General features: G+C 50.8%; 15 protein-coding genes. 7 read left to right on the top strand and 8 right to left on the bottom strand.

The features are described 5' to 3' along the window. Positions 1-2: 2 nt before the first annotated feature. From ACTZWV_RS16300 to ACTZWV_RS16285, 4 genes are all read right to left on the bottom strand, one after another. On the bottom strand, positions 3-1,829 hold the full coding sequence (locus ACTZWV_RS16300) for a DUF294 nucleotidyltransferase-like domain-containing protein (RefSeq protein ID WP_444787553.1): 1,827 nt from the start codon (positions 1,827-1,829) through the stop codon (positions 3-5). A 40-nt stretch (positions 1,830-1,869) separates the two neighbouring features. Next, positions 1,870-2,388 (bottom strand): hypothetical protein, encoded by a 519-nt coding sequence (locus ACTZWV_RS16295; protein WP_444787552.1) that lies wholly within the window; start codon positions 2,386-2,388, stop codon positions 1,870-1,872. Between the two features lie 94 nt (positions 2,389-2,482). After that, positions 2,483-4,249: a sodium:solute symporter family protein gene (locus ACTZWV_RS16290; RefSeq protein WP_444787551.1), complete on the bottom strand. Its 1,767-nt coding sequence runs from the start codon at positions 4,247-4,249 to the stop codon at positions 2,483-2,485. Between the two features lie 7 nt (positions 4,250-4,256). Continuing rightward, positions 4,257-4,520 (bottom strand): DUF4212 domain-containing protein, encoded by a 264-nt coding sequence (locus ACTZWV_RS16285; protein WP_173500127.1) that lies wholly within the window; start codon positions 4,518-4,520, stop codon positions 4,257-4,259. Between the two features lie 163 nt (positions 4,521-4,683). Here ACTZWV_RS16285 and ACTZWV_RS16280 point away from each other — a divergent pair, with 163 nt between their 5' ends. Further along, positions 4,684-8,232 (top strand): PAS domain-containing hybrid sensor histidine kinase/response regulator, encoded by a 3,549-nt coding sequence (locus tag ACTZWV_RS16280; RefSeq protein ID WP_444787550.1) that lies wholly within the window; start codon positions 4,684-4,686, stop codon positions 8,230-8,232. A 21-nt stretch (positions 8,233-8,253) separates the two neighbouring features. Here the strand turns inward: ACTZWV_RS16280 and ACTZWV_RS16275 are convergent, their stop codons facing one another. Both ACTZWV_RS16275 and acs read right to left on the bottom strand, forming a co-directional pair. After that, on the bottom strand, positions 8,254-8,931 hold the full coding sequence (locus ACTZWV_RS16275) for a LuxR C-terminal-related transcriptional regulator (RefSeq protein WP_444787549.1): 678 nt from the start codon (positions 8,929-8,931) through the stop codon (positions 8,254-8,256). A 119-nt stretch (positions 8,932-9,050) separates the two neighbouring features. Next, entirely contained in the window at positions 9,051-11,015 is a 1,965-nt protein-coding gene (gene acs, locus ACTZWV_RS16270) for an acetate--CoA ligase (RefSeq protein WP_444787548.1), read from the bottom strand. A gap of 256 nt (positions 11,016-11,271) precedes the next feature. Between acs and ACTZWV_RS16265 the strand changes: the two genes are divergently transcribed. After that, positions 11,272-12,423: a DcaP family trimeric outer membrane transporter gene (locus tag ACTZWV_RS16265; RefSeq protein ID WP_444787547.1), complete on the top strand. Its 1,152-nt coding sequence runs from the start codon at positions 11,272-11,274 to the stop codon at positions 12,421-12,423. A gap of 91 nt (positions 12,424-12,514) precedes the next feature. Here the strand turns inward: ACTZWV_RS16265 and rne are convergent, their stop codons facing one another. Continuing rightward, entirely contained in the window at positions 12,515-15,664 is a 3,150-nt protein-coding gene (gene rne / locus ACTZWV_RS16260) for a ribonuclease E (protein ID WP_444787546.1), read from the bottom strand. A gap of 501 nt (positions 15,665-16,165) precedes the next feature. Between rne and rluC the strand changes: the two genes are divergently transcribed. Then, positions 16,166-17,119, top strand: coding sequence for a 23S rRNA pseudouridine(955/2504/2580) synthase RluC (gene rluC / locus ACTZWV_RS16255; protein ID WP_444787545.1), 954 nt, complete (start codon positions 16,166-16,168; stop codon positions 17,117-17,119). Between the two features lie 4 nt (positions 17,120-17,123). Then, entirely contained in the window at positions 17,124-17,828 is a 705-nt protein-coding gene (locus ACTZWV_RS16250) for an HAD family hydrolase (protein ID WP_444787544.1), read from the top strand. Here the strand turns inward: ACTZWV_RS16250 and ACTZWV_RS16245 are convergent. Beyond that, the gene (locus ACTZWV_RS16245) at positions 17,821-18,420 is read right to left on the bottom strand and encodes a Maf family protein (RefSeq protein ID WP_444787543.1); all 600 of its coding nucleotides are present in this window, start codon (positions 18,418-18,420) and stop codon (positions 17,821-17,823) included. The two genes, ACTZWV_RS16250 and ACTZWV_RS16245, sit on opposite strands and share 8 nt — an antisense overlap. Positions 18,421-18,550: 130 nt before the next feature. On the opposite strand from ACTZWV_RS16245, the gene yceD reads away from it, so the two are divergent. The 3 genes from yceD to plsX are packed head-to-tail and all read left to right on the top strand — an operon-like array spanning position 18,551 to position 20,306. After that, positions 18,551-19,078 (top strand): 23S rRNA accumulation protein YceD, encoded by a 528-nt coding sequence (gene yceD / locus ACTZWV_RS16240; RefSeq protein ID WP_173500121.1) that lies wholly within the window; start codon positions 18,551-18,553, stop codon positions 19,076-19,078. A gap of 16 nt (positions 19,079-19,094) precedes the next feature. After that, complete coding sequence (gene rpmF / locus ACTZWV_RS16235) at positions 19,095-19,259, top strand: 50S ribosomal protein L32 (protein ID WP_008223049.1); 165 nt, start codon at positions 19,095-19,097, stop codon at positions 19,257-19,259. 6 nt (positions 19,260-19,265) lie between these two features. After that, complete coding sequence (gene plsX, locus ACTZWV_RS16230; protein ID WP_305551190.1) at positions 19,266-20,306, top strand: phosphate acyltransferase PlsX; 1,041 nt, start codon at positions 19,266-19,268, stop codon at positions 20,304-20,306.

Here is a 20,306-nt window from a genome sequence, read left to right as displayed (position 1 = left end):
AATTAAAGATCCCGGCAGAAACGGTGTTTTACACTGGCCTGGGCACTGTTGATCACGGCAAAGCTGTCTTTCATTTGGTGCCGTGCCAGGCCGGATATTTCTGACGGGTCCAGTAAATTAGTTACGTCGTGGCCTTGTTGTAAGTCGTGCTGGTGTTTTTCCCAGCGCAGTTGCGCCAACAGATCAAAGGCGTCGTTTAAATTCTGGCTGTCTTTGCTGTCTATCACGCCTTGTGCGGCCAGTTGCTGCAAGCGCCGGCGGGTATTCACTTCATATATACCGGCTGACAGTGCATACACGCGGACTAAATCTGTGATCAGGCTGATACCGCGCTTTTTCAAATCCAGGCCTTTTTTATGTTTGCCGTCCTGTTCCAGAATAAAGTTCTTAAAAAAGCCCAGCGGTGCTGTGCGCTGCAGGGCAGCTTGTGCCAGATGATACAAAAACAGTGGCGCTTGAGCCGTGCGCTGCAAAATATCTTCCTGCAGGGCGTTAAACAGGCCTCTGCTGCCGTCAATTACCCGCAGGTCAAAGAAGATGCTGGCTTTTAGCAGCGCATCCGGGGTGGGGGTGGCTATCCAGCGGGCAAAGCGACCGGACCAGCCTTTTAAGCTTAGACGCAGCTCGGCATTGCTGGCCATAATATTACCCGGGCACAGTGTAATGCCACAGCGTGCCAGGCCCTGGCAAACAAATTCGGCTAACTGCGCAAAATAGTCACCAACTGCGCCTGCGGGTTCTTTCTCCAGCAACAGTGCATTGTCCTGGTCGGCATTTAAGCTTTGATCCATCCGCGCCTGGGAGCCAAAAGCCAGCCAGCTGAATACACAAGGCGGTTCGCCCAGTTGTTGCTGTGCCAGATAAATCAGGCGCTGGGTCAGGGCGTCGGTAATGGTAGTAATAATATGGCCGGCTTCATGGGCCGGTACCTGCTGCTTACTCAGCGTAACGGCCAGGTTAGCTATCTGCTGGCTGCAGCGCTCCAGGCCGTCAACTGAGGCTTGGCGGTGAATTTCGCCAATCAGGTAAACCGGGTGGTCCTGTTGGCTGCGAATGATATCAGTCGCTGTTAGCATGCCGCAGCAAATGCCGTGCTCTACTACCGGCAAGTGGTGAATATTGTGCTGGCTCATTTGTTGTACGGCTTCATACAAATAGGCATGGCGCTCAATACTGTGCGGTTGCCGGGTCATCACCTGGCCCACCTGAGTGCTGGCCGGTAATGCCTGGGCCAGTACACGGCTTCTTAAATCGCGGTCGGTAACAATGCCCACCAGTTTGTCGTGTTCTTCTACCAGCAGGGATGATACGCGCTGGTCTGACATTAACTTGGCTGCTTGCTGTACGGTTTGCTCCGGCCGTACCGCAATTTTACGCTGCTGTACCACATCACTGATTTTCAGCGTAAAGCGTGAACTTTGCTGTTGTTCACGGTACTGGTGCAGCCGGCGGCTGAACAGGCGTTGAAAAAAAATATCGATATTTTTGTACTGATAACGGCATTGATGAAAGGCGTCAGCCTCCAGCCAATACACCAGGCCATCTTCTTCACAATGCAGCGTATCGTTGTCTGTCAGCCCGGTAAGCAGTTGCTGATAACCATAAAAATCACCGCTTTGCAGTTTGGTCAGCAGTTGCTGCTGATCACTGTACAGCGTAAAAATACCGGTGCGGACAATCAGCAAACGCTCAGTGTTAATATTCACGCTATCCTGAGCCTGGTAATAATACACCTTGATATGCGCCGACAAGCCGGCAATAGCCGTGCTGCTTAGTTGATCGAACGGTGTGGTGTCACAGAGAAAATTAACGACATCTGCTATTTCCATTGTTGCTCCGGGCGCGGAAGTTGCCGCTAACGCGGCATTGTCAGCTATGGCACAGTGCCAGTAGCAGTGGATCAGTTTGGCTAAGTTGTTGCCATTCAGGGCTTAGCGTCTCATTGCCCTGCGGCAGAGGTAATTGGTCGGTAAAATTAGCGCGGGAGTGCTGCGCGCAATGCACTACCTGGGGTACGCGTCTGGCTTGGGCCCGGCGTTCAAAGAAATACAGATCAACTAACTTAAGCTGCGGGTTAACCGTATTGGCAGACGCATTGGCAATATCGGCCGCGATAAAGCGCAGGGTTTGCGGATACAGGTAACTCCATGGTCGCCACACGGCCTGCTGTTCAACGGTTTTCACCACTACCACACCCTGCGGCAATAAGCTGGTTTGATGTTCGAACCAGGTGTATTCGCTGTAGATTTGAAAACCTAACATAGCGGCACCGGCAAATACCGGGATTAACCAGCGCGGGGCGATATTGTTACTGAGCTTGCGCAGCAGTAATGCAATGCCTGCCGCACCTAAACCGGCGAATACCGTTGCAATCAATTCCCACAGCATAATATCTTTCCTGAAAAAGACGGGCTTTCACCATGAAAGCCCGTATTGTTATTGCTACCTTACTACAGTAGCTGAAGTAAGGTAAATCAGATGCTTAGTGATCAGTTGCTGCACCGGCACCTTTAGGATAACGCACGCTTTCAACCAGTTGCTGGATCCGCACCGGTGGTGCCTCCGTTACTGAAGATACGGCGAAGGCGACGATGAAGTTAATCATGGCTCCCACAGCACCGAACGACAGTGGAGAGATACCAAATAACCAGTTATCCGGTGTGTTGGCAAAGGTTGCCGTACCCGGCACAAAGAACCAACCCAGGAACAGGAAGATGTAGATCACCGTAGACAGCAAACCTGCCAACATACCGGCGATCGCGCCTTTGTTATTTACCCGTTTGGAGAAAATACCCATCATCAGTGCCGGGAAGATAGATGCAGCGGCAATACCAAACGCTAATGCAACTACCTGAGCGGCGAAACCGGGTGGATTCATTCCCAGCCAGGTAGCCACCACTATGGCCACCGCCATCGAGATCCGTGCAGCTAACAATTCGCCTTTTTCACTGATTTGCGGATTGATAGAACCTTTAATTAAGTCGTGGCTAACCGCAGACGATATCGCCAACAACAAGCCCGCCGCAGTAGATAAGGCCGCTGCCAAACCCCCGGCGGCAATTAAGCCGATAACCCAGCCCGGTAAGTTAGCAATCTCAGGGTTTGCCAGTACCAGAATATCATTATTAACTGTCAGCTCATTACCGTTCCAACCGCGCGACTCAGCCGTTGCTTTGAAGGCAGCAGTGTCGTTGTACAGTTGAATACGGCCATCGCTGTTTTTATCGTCAAACTTAATTAACCCGGTTAACTCCCAGTTTTTAATCCAGTCCGGACGCTCAGCATATTCAATCGCATCAGCAGTCGGGCCGGCAGGGTAAATTGTGGTTAACAGGTTTAACCGCGCCATAGAGGCTACAGCCGGTGCTGTTAAATACAGCAGCGCAATAAACACCAGCGCCCAGCCGGCAGACCAGCGGGCATCCGATACCTTAGGTACGGTGAAAAAACGGATAATCACGTGCGGTAAGCCGGCGGTACCAATCATTAATGACAGGGTGAATAACACCATATTCAGTTTGTTGGAAACGTCAGCGGTGTAATCAACAAAGCCCAGATCCCGCACCACCATATCCAGTTTCTGCAACAGTGGTACACCGGATTCAACGTGCTCAGAGAATAAGCCCAGCGGTGGTAAGAAGTTACCGGTTAACTGCAGCGAGATAAAGACTGCAGGGATGGTGTAAGCAATAATCAGTACCACATACTGCGCCACCTGGGTATAGGTAATACCTTTCATACCGCCCATTACCGCATACAGGAAAACGATAACGCCGGCTATCATCAGGCCGGTATCACTTTCCACTTCGAGGAAGCGCGAAAACGCTACGCCGGCACCGGTCATCTGGCCGATAACGTAAGTTACCGAGGCAATGATTAAACAGGCCACCGCAACAAAGCGGGCGTTTTTACTGTAAAAACGGTCACCGATAAACTCCGGTACGGTAAACTTACCGAACTTACGCAGGTAGGGGGCTAACAGCATGGCCAGCAGTACATAACCACCGGTCCAGCCCATCAGGTAGGTAGAGTTGGCATAACCACCGGCGGCAATTAAGCCCGCCATGGAGATAAAGGATGCCGCAGACATCCAGTCGGCCGCGGTGGCCATACCGTTCATTACCGGGTGTACACCACCACCGGCAACGTAGAACTCTTTAGTTGACCCGGCTCTGGCCCAAATCGCGATAGCGATATAGAGCGCGAAGGAGCCGCCAACAAAAATAAGGTTAATGGCAAATTGACTCATGACGGGCTTACTCCTCGTGCAGGCCAAATTCTTTATCAAGCTTATTCATTCTCCAGGCATAGAAGAAGATTAAGCCGATAAAGGTTAAAATAGACCCCTGTTGTGCAAACCAGAAGCCAAGGTCGGTACCGCCTACACTGATGCCTGCCAGCATGGGACGCAATAAGATCCCGAAACCGTAAGACACCAGAGCCCAGACGATGAGGCTGCCAATGATCAGGCGAAGGTTCGCTGACCAATAAGCCGCCGCGTTGCGATCGTGCTCTGTCATAATAATTACACTCCTTTCCTTTGTTATTTTTATCTCGCAAAGTTAATCTAGCAGTAGTTAACACAAGTGAAAGCCCGACTTTAGTCGAAGCTGTAGCGCGGGGCATTGACTTACAACGCGGCCTGAGCCAAAAGTAAAACAAGAAAAATGACAGGAGAGTGCAGTGGCCGCTTGGATCGTTGCTTTGTTGGCGTTGCTATATGTCGGTGGTTTGTTTCTGATTGCCAACTGGGGCGAGCGTCATGCGGATGACAAACTAATACGAAAGTATGGGGGTCTGATCTACAGCCTGGCGTTAGCGGTGTATTGCACTTCGTGGACTTATTACGGCGCGGTAGGTACTGCCGTTACCCGCGGTTGGGATTATATTCCCATTTACCTCGGCCCGGTGTTGCTGTTTATTTTTGCCCAGCCGTTTTTGTTTAAACTACTCTATGTCGCCAAAAAGCAAAATGTCACCTCGGTGGCTGATTTTATCTCTGCCCGTTATGGCAAACGCAAAAATATCGCCCTGATTGCCTCGCTGGTGTGTCTGGTGGTGGTAGTGCCCTACATTGCGCTGCAACTAAAGGCGGTATCCAGCTCTTATCAGGTATTGCTCGGCGGTGACTTTAATGATGACACCGCCAACTGGTGGCAGGACAGCGCCTTTCTAAGTGCGCTGGCAATGGCGTTCTTCGCAATTTTATTTGGTACCCGCAAGCTGCATCTGACCGAGCAAAGCCGTGGCGTGATGGTGGCTATTGCCTTTGAGTCTGTGGTGAAGTTGTTTGCCTTATTAATGTTAGCGCTGGCGGTTTATGTGTTTGTGCTCAGTGATGAGCGCAGTATTTTTCTGCGTTTTGCCGATCACGCTATGGCGCAACAGCAAACCAGCAGCAGTTACGGCGTGGTGGAGTTTATTACCAAAACCATTTTGGCGATGGCGGCGGTGTTTTTGTTGCCGCGCCAGTTTCATGTCGCCTTTGTGGAAAACGTATCACATCATCATTTACGCCATGCCAGACGCTGGTTTTCACTGTATTTATTTCTGGTCACTGTAGTGGTTATTCCTATCGCTATTGGCGGTATGCAGTTATTTCCGCAGGCGCTGAGTTCGGCCGACAGCTTTGTGCTGTTAATCCCGGCAAAATCCGGTTGGGATACCCTAAGCGTACTGGTGTTTATCGGCGGTTTCTCTGCCGCGACCTCGATGATCATTATTGCTACCCTGGCGTTGTCAACGATGATCAGTAATGACGTCATTATGCCGGGCTTGTTACGACACAGTAAAAGACGCGGCCTTGGCCACGATTACAGCTTATTGATCCTGCTGGTGCGTCGCAGCATGGTGATATTAGTCATGCTACTGTCTTATCTGTATTACCGGATGTTTGCCCGCAACTACGAGCTGGCAGAAACCGGCCTGCTGGCCTTTGCGTTGGTGATCCAACTGGCACCTGCGGTGATCGGCGGTCTGTATTGGCGCCGTGGTAATGCTAACGGCGTTTATCTTGGCTTAACCATCGGCTTTGTATTGTGGTTCTATACCCTGATGTTGCCGCAGCTGGTCAGTACCGGCGCCATTGACAGCAACATTATGCAAACCGGCTTATTCGGCTGGTCCTGGCTGGTGCCTACCGCCTTATTCGGCGTCGAGCTGGACAGCTTAAGCCATGGTGTATTGTTCTCGCTGGGCTTTAATCTGCTGTTTTATGTGCTGGTCTCTTTGCTTACTCAAGTTAACCTGCAAGACAGGCTGCAGGCCGTGGCCTTTGTTAAGCCTAATTTGCCGGTTAATCATCAGGACACCCCGGCACGGCGTATCCGCATCCGCAACACCGATTTAAAAATTCTGCTGGAGCGCTTTGTCGGCACCGGTCGGGCGGCAGAATGTTTACAGGAATATGCCAAACGCCAGCAAGAATCGTTGCAGTTAGATGATTTACCCAGCGTAGGCCTGGTAGAGCATGTTGAGCGCGAGTTGGCCGGGGTTATTGGTGCGTCTTCGGCGGCGGCAATGGTGAATGCTGTATTGGAAGGGCGGCAGCTGGGGTTTGAAGATGTGGTCACGCTGTTTGACGACACCACTCAGGCTATCCAGTTCTCGCGTAAAATCCTGTTCTCTACTCTTGAGCACTTAAGCCAGGGCGTCAGTGTGGTCGATCGTGAGTTAAAACTGGTGGCCTGGAACAAAGCTTATCTGGAAATGTTTTCGTACCCCGATGCCATGGTACGGGTAGGCCGGCCGGTTGCCGATATAGTGCGCTTTAACGCCGAGCGTGGCTTGTGTGGCCCGGGGTCATCCGATGAGCACGTCGAAAAACGTATTTCGCATATGCAAAAAGGCACGGCGCATGTGTTTCAACGGGTAAGGCCGGACGGCCGGGTCATTGAGATGCGCGGTAATCCTATTCCGGGCGGTGGTTTTGTTACCAGCTTTACCGATATATCAGACCACGTTAAAGCGGTGCAGGCGCTGGCAGAGGCGAAACAACATTTGGAAGACCGCGTGCAGGAGCGCACCCAGACCATTTCTGAGATAAACCATGAGCTGTTAGGCGAGGTGCGCCGCCGGCGCGAAACCGAGCAGCAATTACTGCAGGCCAAAGCCGAAGCGGAAGCCGCCAATGCCTCGAAAACACGCTTTCTGGCGCTGGCCAGCCACGACATTTTACAACCGCTGAATGCCGCGCGGTTATTTACCGCGGCACTGGCCGGCATTAAAGATACGCAGCAGCAACAGCATATTATCGGCCAGTTGGATAACTCGCTGAAGGCCTCGGAAGAGCTGATCTCTACCTTGCTGGAAATTGCCAAGCTGGACGATGGTAAGTTAACGCCGGATGTACAAAATGTGGCGATAAAAGAATTACTGGCGCAATTGTCAGATGAGTTCAGTCTGCTGGCGAAACAAAAAGGTTTACAGTTGAGGGTACGGGCGGCGGACTACCAGGTACAAACCGACCCGACCTATTTGCGGCGAATTTTACAAAACTTGCTGTCTAATGCGATTAAATACACGAAAAAAGGCCGTATTGTACTGGGTTGTCGTAAGCGCGGTTCGCAGCTGTTGATCCAGGTGTGGGACACGGGCCCGGGCATTACTGACGGCGATTTACAGCGTATTTTTGAAGATTTTTACCGCATCGATGCTACTGCTAAAGGCGAGCAGGGCGTAGGTTTAGGCTTGGGGGTAGTCAACCGGATGGCAAAGTTGCTCGGCCATCCGCTTAAAGTGCTGTCCACACCAGGCCAAGGCAGTATGTTCAGTTTAGTACTACCGCTGAGCCAGGCTGAATTACGGCCGGAGTTGCCGCTGCCCGGCAACATACAGCAAAGGCCGGTGCAGGGCTTATCAGTAGTGTGCGTGGACGATGATGCGGCTAATCTGGCAGCATTAACGGTGTTGCTGCAGCAATGGCAAATTGATGATGTTAAGAGCTTTTTCGACGAAGAAAGCCTGCTGGACTATGCACGTTTGCATGGCGCACCGGACGCCTTGCTAATTGACTATCAGCTGGGGCAGCACCTGAATGGCTTGCAGCTGTATGAAAAAATCAAATTGGTTTGGGGTAATGTAAACGGCATTTTGGTGTCTGCTTCGCCTGAAGCCGGGCTGGCGATGAAAGCCAAACAACACGGCCTGATGTTTCTGGCCAAGCCGATTAAACCGGCGGCACTGCGTGCCAGCTTAAACCATTTAAAAATGTTAAAGCGCGCAGCGCAATAGCACTTCAGGCTGCGCAGGGGATCAGTGCTGTGCCATTGCCTTATTTACCGGTGGCTCCAGCGTTAAACGCTGTGCCTGGATCACTACCTGAGTGCGGTTGGTTACGCCAAGTTTGCGGAAAATAGCAGTAATATGCGCTTTTACTGTGGCTTCAGAAATATGTAAGTCATAGGCAATTTGTTTGTTTAACCAACCTTCGGTCAGGTAATACAGCACCTTGTATTGTTGCTGTGTCAGCTGCGCCACTTTTGCCGCTAAGTCTAAATCCTCTTCGGCTTTGTCACTGTGATGCTCCAGCACCTGTTTTTTAATCGCTGCCGGTACCCAGAGCTCACCGGCCAGTACGGCGTTCAAGGCTGCACTGATATCGGCGGGGTTAGCGGATTTAGGCACATAAGCTGAAGCACCAAAGGCCATAACACGACGAATCACATCCAGTTCTTCACTGGCGGAGATAACCACTATCGGCAATGATGGAAAGGACTTACGCAGCTGAATTAAGCCTAAAAAGCCACAGTTGCCCGGCATATGTAAATCCAGCAACAGTAAGTCTGTGTCAGGGTGTTGTTCCAGCGCAGCGCAGGTGCTGTCAAAACTGTCGGTTTCTATGGTTGCTTTAGTGGCAAAAGTGCTGCTGATAGCATTTATCAGCGCGTTGCGAAACAGCGGATGGTCGTCTGCGACGATCAGTTTTGCCATCTTGTCCTCCGGCGAAGGTAATTATAATTATTATGTCATTTGTATAAAAAAGGCCGCATTTGCGGCCTTTATACTGAGGTTAGCACGCTACTGTGTCAAGCGCGTACTGGTGCTATAGCTTATTTACGGTTTAAGCGGTTATTTACCAGAGTTTCAACCACTGACGGATCAGCCAGGGTGGAGATATCACCTAGCTGATCGTGCTCATTAGCGGCAATTTTACGCAAAATACGCCGCATAATTTTGCCGGAGCGGGTTTTTGGTAAACCGGTTGGCGCCCATTGGATAAGATCCGGTGCAGCAATAGGCGAAATCTCTTCGCGTACCCAGTCACGCAGCGCTTTGGTCAGTTCTGCGCTGGGTTCAATGCCAACACGTGGCGTAACATACACATAGATACCCTGGCCCTTAATATCGTGCGGATAACCGACTACAGCGGCCTCTGCTACCGCATCGTGTGCTACCAGGCAGCTTTCAATTTCTGCTGTGCCTAAACGGTGACCGGAGATATTTAATACGTCATCGACACGGCCGGTTAACCAGTAATAGCCATCAGCATCACGTTTGGCGCCATCGCCGGTGAAATACAAGCCCGGGTAAGTGCTGAAATAGGTTTGTTCAAAGCGGTCATGATCGCCATAAATACTGCGCATTTGCCCGGGCCAGCTGTCTTTAATCACCAGATTGCCTTCGCATTCGCCGCTTAACTCTTTGCCTTCATTGTCAACAATCGCCGGCTGTACGCCGAAGAAAGGCCGGGTGGCTGAGCCCGGTTTCAGTTCGGTACAGCCGGGCAGTGGCGTAATTAAAATGCCGCCGGTTTCGGTTTGCCACCAGGTATCGACGATAGGGCAGTTACCCTTGCCGAATTTCTCGTGGTACCAGTTCCAGGCTTCAGGGTTAATCGGCTCACCAACACTGCCGAGGGTTTGCAGTGATGCCAGGCTGGCGCCGTCTACCGGTGCATCGCCGTGTGCCATCAGGGCACGTATCGCGGTAGGAGCGGTATAAAGGATATTCACTTTATACTTATCGACAATTTGTGCCATGCGTTTTACGCTGGGGTAATTCGGCACACCTTCAAATAACACGCTGGTAGCGCCGTTAGCCAAAGGCCCGTAAACAATATAGGTATGGCCGGTTACCCAGCCGATATCGGCGGCACACCAGTAAACATCGCCTTCATGGTAATCAAATACGTACTGATGCGTCATCGACGCCCATACCATATAACCCCCGGTAGTGTGCAGCACGCCTTTGGGTTTGCCGGTAGAGCCGGAGGTATACAGGATAAACAGCGGGTCTTCAGCGTTCATCGGCTCGGCCGGGCAGTAGGTGCTTTGGCGGCTTAATAAATCGTGGTACCACACATCACGGCCGTCTTTGCCGGCCTGCATATCAATATTTTTACCGACATGTTTTACCACTATAACGTTTTGCACCGGTGAGGCATCACCCAAATGCCCGAGGGCCATATCGGTGTTGTCTTTCAGATTCGTTACGCGGCTGCCGCGCAGTGCCTGGTCGGCCGTGATCACCAGTTTGGAGTCGCAATCAACAATGCGGCTGCCCAGCGCGTCCGGTGAAAAGCCGGCAAACACCACTGAGTGCACCGCGCCGATACGGGCACAGGCCAGCAGTGCTACAGTGGCTTCAGGGATCATCGGTAAGTAAATCGTGACGCGGTCACCTTTACCCACGCCGAGCTCTTTCATACCGTTGGCCAGGCGACACACTTGCTGATGCAATTCGGCATAGGTTACCGACTTTTGCACGTCCGGCGAGTCGCCTTCCCAAAAGTAGGCGACCTGGTCAGCTCGTTGCGGCAGGTGGCGGTCCAGGCAGTTATAGCTGGCGTTCAGAATGCCGTCACTAAACCAGTTAATATTCAGCTTACCACTGTCAAAGCTGGTATTTTTCACCTTGGTAAAGGGAGTAAGCCAGTGTAACCGCTTTGCATGCTCTGCCCAAAAGGTATCAGGCGAGCTGACAGACAGCTTGTACATCTGCATGTACTGTTCGTTAGTGAGCAGCGAGCGTTTGGCTGCATTGGCGGGTACCGGATAAACTGATGGATGTGACATAACTTCCCCTGTGAGACTGCTTTAATTTTCTAAGACTCTTTCTATCGAAGCCGTGTATGGTTTGAAATTAGACATTAGTCTAGCTAAAGTCAGGCGTGGCTGCCACGGCGTAAATAGCATGCTTGAGTATACTGTTGTTTGCTGTGAGGTTTTGCACGTTTAATCTGCGACTAAAGGCTAATTGCAGTAACAGCGTTAGTAAACCAAAGTTGAAACGAAAATTACCATTAAAAGAAAAAACACGGAGAGACGGCAAATGAAAAAAATAACAACAGTATCTTATCTCGCTGCCTGCATCGCGCTTGGCGCCGGCGGTGTGCAAGCTGCGGGTTTCGATATCGGCGGCACTAATGTGACCTTTGGCGGCTATGTAAAACTGGATACCATGGTGACTGACTCCGATGGTGACATTCCATCGTTGGGACGGGATTTTTATGTTCCGTCGTTAACCCAGATCGGTGGCGACAGCACGACCCGGTTTGATATGCATGCCCGGCAATCACGCTTTTTCTTCTCTACTGCTACCGAGTTGGAAGACGGCAACAAAATTACCGGTCACCTTGAGTTCGATTTTATGACCAGTAATAACGGTAACGACGAGCGTACTACCAATGGCTACAGCCCGGTGATGCGCCATGCTTTTATCAAATATAAAAACTGGACCTTAGGCCAAACCTGGTCCAACTTTATGGACTTGGCTTCACTGCCGGATACGCTGGATTTCGTTGGTAACCCCGATGCCGCGGTGTTTATCCGTCAGGCTCAGGTGCGTTATACCCAAGGCAACTTTGCTTTTGCCATTGAGAACCCGGAAAGTACTGTTACCCCATTTGGTGGTGGCGGCCGTATTACCACAGATGACAACGCTACGCCGGATTTCACGGCCAGCTACAATCTGAAAACGGATTGGGGTGTTGTGAAAGTGGCCGGTTTATTGCGCCAAATCGCGATTGATGATGGTACTTTTGATGATGAAGTGACCTCTTACGGTTTATCGGTCAGCACCAAAATTGATTTTGCCAATAAAGACGATGTGCGTATTACGCTGAATACCGGTAAAGGGCTTGGCCGTTATGTCGGCTTAAACACCGTGAACGGTGCTGTGCTGGATGCTGACGGCAATCTGGAAACCATCGATGTAACAGCATTCTCAGTAGCCTATCGCCACCTGTGGAACGATCAGTGGCGTTCTACCTTCCTGTACTCCACCCTGATGGCAGATAACGACACGGCGTTAACCGGTGCTGGCGCAACCAAAACCACCCAGAGCTACAGTGCTAACCTGTTGTACCAGGCCACGAAAAAGTTGATGGTAGGGGTTGAGTATAAATTTGCTAACCGTGAAGTGGAGTCGGGTGCAGATGGCGATATGAACCGTATTCAGTTCAGTGCCAAATACGATTTCTGATTAAACGTAGTTAATATTGCCCAATAAAAAAGCCAGACAATGTCTGGCTTTTTTGTGTTCAGCGCATTGTTGATGCGCTTAGCAAAGCAGATTATTCATCTGCTTTAGGCTTGGTCATCGGTGCCGTTACCGCCTGACGGGCAAAGGCTGAGCCGGCAGGACGCTCTGAGCTGGCAACACTTGGCCGCGCAGCTGCGGTAGGTGCAGCTTCAGGCGCAGGGCTTGTAGCCTCGTTACTGTCTACTGCATCCGGCTTAGTCATGGTTGCTACCACCATTTGCGCATAACGGCCGCCGGCAGCTTTAGTTGCAGGCTTTGGTGCGGCAGCTTTAACGGCTGCCGGTTCGGCTTTAACGGCCACTTCAACAACAGCTTCTGTCTTGGTCTCAACGACGTTAGCTGTCCCCTCCGGGGCAACGTCTGCTGCAGGCGCTGCTTTTGTGGCAACGGTATTATCAACTGCAGCATTTTCAACAACTGTTTTTTCTACTACAGTGGCCGGTTCAGCTGTAACGTCAGCGTTTACGGCAACATCAGCTTCGGCCTTATCCGCTTTTTTCGCGGCCGGTTTACGACGACTGCGTGGTTTTGGCTTATCTGCCGGTGCTGCTTCAACCTTAACGGCTTCTGTTGTTGCAACCCGGGCTTCAGGCGTGCTGTCTGTTGCTACCACAGGGGTTGCGCTGTCAGCGTCGGCAGGCTGAACAACGGCATTACCGCTTGCTTCTGCAGCTGTGGCCGTATCCTGACCTTCTGCTGTAGCTTCAGTCGCCTCAGTTTGTTCCTGATCTTTTTTACGCTTCTGGCCGGCAGCACGTAAATGACGCGGTGAACGACGGTTACGGCTACGTGGCTCCGCAGCTTCCTGCTCAGCTGTGGCATCATCTTTTGCCGCAACAACGTTATCCGCTGTGGCATCAACAGCAGTGTCAGCTGTTGCAGTGCTTTCGGTTGGCGCAGCAGCTACAGCGGCAGTTTCGTTAGCGGTAGTTTCAACTACCGGATTGGCCGGCATGTCTTTTACTGTAACGGTTTCTACCGGTGTTGTTGCTTGCACAGCAACTGTGGTTTCCACTGCGGTTGCGGCAACAACAGGCGCTGTCGTTACCGGAGCTGCATTAGCGCCCTCAGCTTTATCCATACGCACTGACTTGCGGATATTGCGGCGCTGGCGACGCTCGGCAATACGTTGCGGTGCGCTGTCTTCATCGTCGTGCTCTTTTGCCACCGGTGCTGCAACAGGTTTATCCTGCGGCTTTCTGGCTTCCTGTTGTGGCCGTGGTGCACGAGCTTCCTGCGGCGGACGTTGCTGACGCTCTGGTTTGTTTTGTGCTGGGTCGTCTTTCACCACAGTTGTGGCGCGGTCTTCACCTTCATTACGACGACGCGGTTTATTGCGGCGGCGGTTGTTGTCACGGTTTGCATCGCGGCCATTTTCGCGATTGCCGTCACGACTGCCATCGCGGTTACCGCTACGCTGGTTAGAGCGCTCAGCTGTTTTAGCTGCCGGTTTAACTTCCGGCTGAGTTTCTGCCGGAGCAAACACTTTACCAAACCAACTGCTGATGGCTTTAAACAAACCACCGCCTTGTGCTGTTGCGGCGGCTTCCGCTGCGACAGCTTTCGGGGCAGGGCGTGCTGCTGTGCTGTCGGCGATATTAATTGCCGAAATGGCCGGTTTTTCTTTAACTGCATCAGATGCCGGCTGATACAAGGTGGTGGTGGCTTCAGGCGCTTTCACCATGTTGTAGCTGACATCATCAATTTCTTCGTCGATCCGAATCCGGATCACTTCATGATTTGGTGTTTCCAGGTGCTCGTTCGGAATAACAAATACGCGGATACCGTGGCGGGTTTCAATGCGGCGCACTGACTCACGCTTTTCGTTCATCAGGTAAGTGGCAACAGACACCGGTACCTGAGCATGAATTTGACTGGTATTGTCTTTAATTGACTCTTCTTCAATTAAACGCAGGATAGACAGTGCAGATGACTCAGTGCTGCGGATAGTACCGCGACCATGACAACGCGGGCACACATGCGTGGCTGATTCACCCAGTGACGGGCGCAGACGCTGGCGTGACATTTCCAGCAAACCAAAGCGGGAAATACGGCCAATTTGCACGCGGGCACGGTCGTGTTTTACCGCATCTTTTAAGCGATTTTCTACTTCGCGCTGGTGGCGTACCGGCGTCATATCAATAAAGTCGATCACGATTAAACCGCCTAAGTCACGTAAACGTAACTGACGGGCAATTTCATCGGCCGCTTCTAAGTTGGTGTTAAACGCCGTTTCTTCAATATCGCCGCCTTTGGTGGCTTTAGAGGAGTTGATATCAATGGCGGTTAAGGCTTCAGTGCTGTCGATAACGATAGAGCCACCTGACGGCAGGCGTACTTCGCGGCGAAACGCTGATTCAATCTGGGTTTCTATCTGAAAGTGCATAAACAGCGGCACTTCGCCCTGATACAGCTTAACGCGGTGGGCAAAATCCGGCCGGAACTGCTGAATGTATACTTTGGCTTCTTCGAAAATACGCGGGTTGTCGATCAGGATTTCACCAACATCGCGGCGCAGGTAGTCGCGAATGGCGCGAAATACCACGTTGCTTTCCTGATGAATTAAAAACGGCGACGGGCGCTTCTGCGCTTCTTCGGTAATGGCAGACCAGTGCTTTAACAGCGCTTTTAAGTCGTAATCCAGTTCTTCATAAGATTTACCCACACCGGCGGTGCGAACGATTAGACCCATGCCGTCCGGCATTTCTAATTGGCCTAAAGAGTCTTTTAACTCCTGACGCTCGTCACCTTCAATACGACGGGAAATACCACCGGCGCGCGGGTTGTTCGGCATCAGTACTAAATAAGAACCGGCAAGGCTGATAAAAGTAGTTAACGCTGCGCCTTTTTGGCCACGTTCTTCTTTATCAATTTGGATAATAACTTCCTGGCCTTCTTTCACCACTTCTTTAATGTTCGGACGACCATCGAAGCTGTAACCGGCAGGGAAGTATTCGCGGGAAATTTCTTTCAGCGGTAAAAAACCATGGCGATCAGCGCCGTAGTCAACAAAAGCCGCTTCTAAGCTGGGCTCAACGCGGGTGATTTTACCTTTGTAAATATTGGCCTTTTTTTGCTCATGGCCAGGGCTTTCTATATCAAGGTCGTACAGTTTCTGGCCATCGACCAGTGCAACGCGGATTTCTTCTTCCTGCGTGGCGTTAATTAACATTCTTTTCATCGTTAGTGACTCGCATTTATGCAGCCACAACGCAGCCCGGTGGGCACCTGCGTGTTCAGACGTTATCAAACACTAATGGGTGCAGTCTCACGACTGGAATGTCTGAAGAAACCAAATTGTCACTGCTAAGGCTTTTGTGATGGCTTCGCAGTTTATGCTGTTTTCGTTTTTGGATCTGAAACACACCGCCGTAAGGCGCTGCGTTATAGCAATATCTTTTATGCTCTGGTTGACCGGAACCCGTGTTTTGCCGTTGTTGATAACAGATTACGCAACATTATCTCAGGCAAATGGCGTTTGGTTTACGTCGGGGGTATAAAAAACGTTGGTTTTCACCACGATTTCGGTATGATCAGTCCCCCAAGCGCTGCCGCACAAATTCTCTTACGTCACTTTGAGCGCCCTAATTGCCAGTTTTTGGCATAATTAGCGGGGGGATTATCCCACTAATGTGCAGCCGATAGCAACTGAAATCTAATATTAGCAGAGTATTCAAAACCCATGACCGATGAAATCAAGTTACCTGTGCAATTAATTGAAATAGAACCTGATTTTATTGGTCAGCGCATAGACAATTTTTTACTGGCACGGCTCAAAGGCGTACCAAAAAGTGTTATTTATCGGGTTTTGCGAAAAGGAGAGGTGCGAGTGAACAAAAAGCGCATCAAACCTGAATACAAACTGCAGCAGGATGACGTGGTGCGCATTCCGCCGTTAACCGTTGCCGCTGAAGGCGAACCGGTGTCAGTAAAATTATCGATGGTTAAAAACCTCGAGCAACATATTTTATTTGAAGATAACGACCTGATTGTACTTAATAAACCCTCCGGTATGGCGGTGCACGGTGGCAGTGGTTTACAGTTTGGCGTGATAGAAGCGCTGCGGGCACTGCGGCCATTGGCTAAACATCTGGAGCTGGTGCACCGACTGGACCGTGATACCTCAGGTTGTTTGCTAATTGCCAAAAAGCGCTCGGTGCTGACACATTTGCATGAGCAGCTGCGCAATAAAACGGTAGAGAAGAAATACTGGGCACTGGTGGCCGGCGATTGGGACAACAAGGTACGTAAAGTGACCGAGCCGTTGAAAAAAAATACCCTGCAATCCGGCGAGCGGGTAGTGCGGGTAGACGAGAGGGAAGGGAAGCCGTCAGAAACCCGTTTTCGTATTTTGCAACGCTACCAGCAGGGTACCTTAGTTGAAGCCTTTCCGGTAACCGGCCGCACTCATCAAATTCGGGTGCATACAGCCTGTACCGGACATCCCATCGCTTGTGATGATAAATATGGCGACAATGCTTTTACCGCGCAGATGCAGCAAATTGGCTTAAACCGCCTGTTTTTGCATGCGAAGCTCCTGAGTTTTATTCATCCGATGACAGAAACAACGATGCGGATAGAAGCGCCGCTGGACCCAAGCCTGGAGCAGGCACTGGCTAAATTAACGAGAAAGTAAACCGATGCAGAATGTAGTAGCAGATCAGCTTGTAGCTGATAAGTTGGTAGCGGATAAGTTTGTAGCTGACAAGGTGTCGCTGGTCATTTTTGACTGGGACGGCACAGTAATGGACTCCGTCGGCCGTATTGTTTCGTCAATGCGGGCGGCAGCCCTGAAGTCTGAGTTATTAGTGCCCAGCGAGTTCGCCGTTAAACAGATAATTGGCCTAAGCCTTGATCCTGCTTTTGATATTTTGTTTCCACAGAGTAATCAGATGCAGCGCCAGCAGTTGCTTGCACATTACCGCGATCATTACACTTTATATGACACTACGCCAACACCGCTGTTTGCCGGCGTTGAACTGGTGTTACAGCAATTAAAAGACAGCAACGTTAAGCTGGCGGTTGCCACGGGCAAACAGCGCAGAGGCCTGACGCGGATGTTTGCTGAGACAGGGCTGGAGAAATACTTTGACACCAGCCGTTGTGCCGATGAAGCGCAGTCAAAGCCGCACCCGGATATGCTGCAACAAATTCTGCGTGAGCTGGATTTGCCGGCGGAGCAGGCGGTGATGGTGGGCGATACCAGCCATGATATGAAGATGGCGCAAGCCATTGCAATGCCGCGGGTTGGTGTAACTCATGGCGTGCATGGCCGCGACGTATTAAGCCAGTTTGCGCCCAAAGCCATTATCGATACGATGCCGGAACTACTGCAAGTTATCTAAGCAGCACATTAACGCCTTCATTTAACAACATCTGGTTTAGCCGGATCAGTGGCAGGCCAATCAGGCTATTGGGGTCGTCACCGCTGAGTTTACTAAATAAGCTAATGCCCAGGCCTTCGCTTTTAAAGCTGCCGGCACAGTCCAGAGGTTGCTCTTTGTTGATATAAGTAATAATTTCGGCATCGGTTAACGTGCGAAAACTAACATTAAATGGCTCAACACTTACTTGTATGTTGCCGCTTTGTGCATTAACCAGCGCAAGGCCGGTAAGAAAAGTGACGCTATTACCGCTAAAGCGGCGTAATTGCACCAGCGCGTTTTCTGCAGTGTGCGGTTTACCGATAATATCGTTGTTAAATAGCGCCACCTGGTCTGAGCCAATAACTAAACCAGAGTTTAAACCTGCGGCCACTGCCTGTGCTTTGGCTACGGCTAAACGACGCACCAATTGCTCTGCGCTCTCGTTTGCCAGCGGTGTTTCGTCAACCTGCGGTTTGGCGGTGTGAAACTGCGGCGTTAACTTCGCCAGCAGCTGGCGGCGGTAGCTTGAAGTAGAGGCCAGATACAGCGCTGGCAAAGTGGGCTCAGTCATTGATAAATAGCCTTTTTATGCAGAATGTGCTGCACTATAAAACAGAATGATAAAAATGCGCGAGAAAAACGACAAATATCTGTCGGATCCCTTTGACAGCGCAGGGGCGCTTCTATATGATGCGCGCCTTATGCAAAAAGTAAAAATACCCGTTACTATAGATCCGGTTAAAGCAGCGCAAAAGCGCTCTGATTATGAAGGCTTCGTGCCGCTCGTAAATTTAACCCGGTTAACACAAAGCCTGCTTAATCCGCAAGGCGAGGTAACGGTACGAGTTGAATGCGGTACTGACCAGCAAGGCCTGACTGTAATACAGGGTAGCGCTTCTTGCGAAGTGAGTGTAACCTGCGAACGTTGTAGCGAAAGCATGACTGTGTCGCTGGACTGCAATTTTGCATACACTCCGGTTAAGCCGGGTGATGACGCTGCTTTGGAGTTAATTCCTGAGCGTTACGACGTGATCGAGAAAGACGAACACGGTGAAATAAATTTACGACAGTTAGTGGAAGATGAGCTGATTCTGGCTTTACCACTGTTCCCAATGCACGACGAAGCGGTTTGCGCCGTTAGTGCGGCATTGATGAGCTTTGGTGATATCGGGCCGGAACCGGAAAAACCCAATCCTTTCGCTGTACTGGCAGAATTAAAGAAAAAGTGAGTTTAGGAGAAATACCATGGCTGTTCAGCAAAACAAAAAATCACGTGCACGTCGCGATATGCGTCGCTCACACGATGCATTAACTGGCCCAACGCTGTCAGTTGATTCTACTACCGGTGAAACGCATCGTCGTCACCACATTACTGCCGATGGTTACTACAAAGGCCGTAAAGTAAAATAAGTCCGGATGCAGCCGGTGCAGCCAACTAAGCTGACACTTGCATTAGACATGATGGGGGGCGATCACGGCCCCCATTCTACTATTCCTGCCGCTCTGGCAGCGATCTGTGAGTTTCCTCAGTTACACCTTATTCTGTGTGGCGACGAAGCTAATTTAACTGAGCAACTCAAGTTGCACGGTGTTTTTCCGCATCCGCAATTAAGCCTGCGCCACAGCACGCAAATCGTTACCATGGCCGATAAGCCGTCAGTTGCGCTGCGCTCTAAGCGTGATTCCTCTATGCGCGTGGCGCTGGACTTAGTCGATAAAGGCGAAGTGCAGGCCTGCGTGAGTGCCGGCAATACCGGGGCGTTAATTGCCATGGCGCATTTTGTACTGAAAATGCTCAACGGTGTAGACCGCCCGGCGTTAATCAGCGCTTTGCCCGCGGTTGAAGGCAACCCGGTATATATGCTGGATTTAGGCGCGACGGTAAACTGTGATGCCGATACCTTATTTCAATTTGCCGTAATGGGCGCCGTAATGGCCGAAGAAGTGATCGGCATCAGCAAGCCGAAAGTGGCGCTGCTGAATATGGGCGAAGAAGAGATTAAAGGCTCGGATCAAATAAAGCGCGCTTCGATGCTGCTGTCAGACTGCAACGACATTAATTACATTGGTTATATCGAAGGTAATGACATTTTTACCGGTAAAGCCGATGTGATTGTCTGTGACGGCTTTGTCGGTAATGTCGCGCTGAAAACCTGTGAAGGTGTGGCCAAGCTTATCCTGCGGCGCTTTGAATCGAGCATTAAAGACAAGGTTACTGCGCAATTATTCGGCTGGTTAATCAAACCTTTTATAAAAAACCTTTATCAGGGCGTGAACCCCGACCACTATAACGGTGCAAGTCTGATAGGATTGCGCGGAATTGTAGTGAAAAGTCATGGAAATGCGACAAAAGATGCATTTCTCAGTGCCATCCGTCAAGCGGTGCGCGAGGTTGAACGCCAGGTGCCCGCTAAGATTAAAGACCGGTTGGAACACGTATTAATTGATAAAGCGTAG

It is taken from the genome of Rheinheimera sp. NSM, assembly GCF_052380015.1.
In the GTDB taxonomy this organism is placed as follows: Bacteria; Pseudomonadota; Gammaproteobacteria; order Enterobacterales; family Alteromonadaceae; genus Alishewanella.
Note: the sequence above shows the minus strand (reverse complement) of the source record. Positions and strands in the feature narration are given on the sequence as shown.

Coding starts and splice junctions, on each gene's coding strand:
- ACTZWV_RS16290 (WP_444787551.1), bottom strand. CDS start 4,249: ATGAGTCAATTTGCCATTAACCTTATTTTTGTTGGCGGCTCCTTCGCG.
- ACTZWV_RS16265 (WP_444787547.1), top strand. CDS start 11,272: ATGAAAAAAATAACAACAGTATCTTATCTCGCTGCCTGCATCGCGCTT.
- rne (WP_444787546.1), bottom strand. CDS start 15,664: ATGAAAAGAATGTTAATTAACGCCACGCAGGAAGAAGAAATCCGCGTT.
- ACTZWV_RS16300 (WP_444787553.1), bottom strand. CDS start 1,829: ATGGAAATAGCAGATGTCGTTAATTTTCTCTGTGACACCACACCGTTC.
- rpmF (WP_008223049.1), top strand. CDS start 19,095: ATGGCTGTTCAGCAAAACAAAAAATCACGTGCACGTCGCGATATGCGT.
- ACTZWV_RS16245 (WP_444787543.1), bottom strand. CDS start 18,420: ATGACTGAGCCCACTTTGCCAGCGCTGTATCTGGCCTCTACTTCAAGC.
- acs (WP_444787548.1), bottom strand. CDS start 11,015: ATGTCACATCCATCAGTTTATCCGGTACCCGCCAATGCAGCCAAACGC.
- ACTZWV_RS16285 (WP_173500127.1), bottom strand. CDS start 4,520: ATGACAGAGCACGATCGCAACGCGGCGGCTTATTGGTCAGCGAACCTT.
- ACTZWV_RS16295 (WP_444787552.1), bottom strand. CDS start 2,388: ATGCTGTGGGAATTGATTGCAACGGTATTCGCCGGTTTAGGTGCGGCA.
- plsX (WP_305551190.1), top strand. CDS start 19,266: ATGCAGCCGGTGCAGCCAACTAAGCTGACACTTGCATTAGACATGATG.
- ACTZWV_RS16275 (WP_444787549.1), bottom strand. CDS start 8,931: ATGGCAAAACTGATCGTCGCAGACGACCATCCGCTGTTTCGCAACGCG.
- rluC (WP_444787545.1), top strand. CDS start 16,166: ATGACCGATGAAATCAAGTTACCTGTGCAATTAATTGAAATAGAACCT.
- yceD (WP_173500121.1), top strand. CDS start 18,551: ATGCAAAAAGTAAAAATACCCGTTACTATAGATCCGGTTAAAGCAGCG.
- ACTZWV_RS16250 (WP_444787544.1), top strand. CDS start 17,124: ATGCAGAATGTAGTAGCAGATCAGCTTGTAGCTGATAAGTTGGTAGCG.